Here is a 286-nt window from a genome sequence, read left to right as displayed (position 1 = left end):
CTTTACTCTGCTTGAAGCGTTAGATCATGCTGATGGCCAAGCGAAGAACGATCTGAGCTTTGAACTGCCTGTATTTGCCGTCGACCGCGATGGTGACGATTCATTGATGTCGCCATTGAAAGTGACGGTCAGCGATGATGTGCAAGGCATGCAAAACCAAACGTTGACCATTACTGAGCCAACGGTGGCTGATTTGGCTGCTGGTGTTGTCACGACAGGCACGGTTGATGTGATGCCAGTGCAAAGTGCAGATGGGGCAACGATTACCCAGTTCGTTTATGACGGA

At 50.3% G+C, this 286-nt stretch carries 1 protein-coding gene; it reads left to right on the top strand.

Annotation, left to right across the window (positions count from 1 at the left end; genetic code table 11):
- Positions 1-286, top strand: a 286-nt coding sequence (locus AB4653_RS19820) for a hypothetical protein (protein WP_372105112.1), incomplete at both ends; no start/stop codon positions are given.

Source organism: Vibrio sp. 10N.222.48.A3, from assembly GCF_041475345.1.
GTDB classification, from domain to species: domain Bacteria; phylum Pseudomonadota; class Gammaproteobacteria; order Enterobacterales; family Vibrionaceae; genus Vibrio; species Vibrio tasmaniensis_A.
Note: the sequence above shows the minus strand (reverse complement) of the source record. Positions and strands in the feature narration are given on the sequence as shown.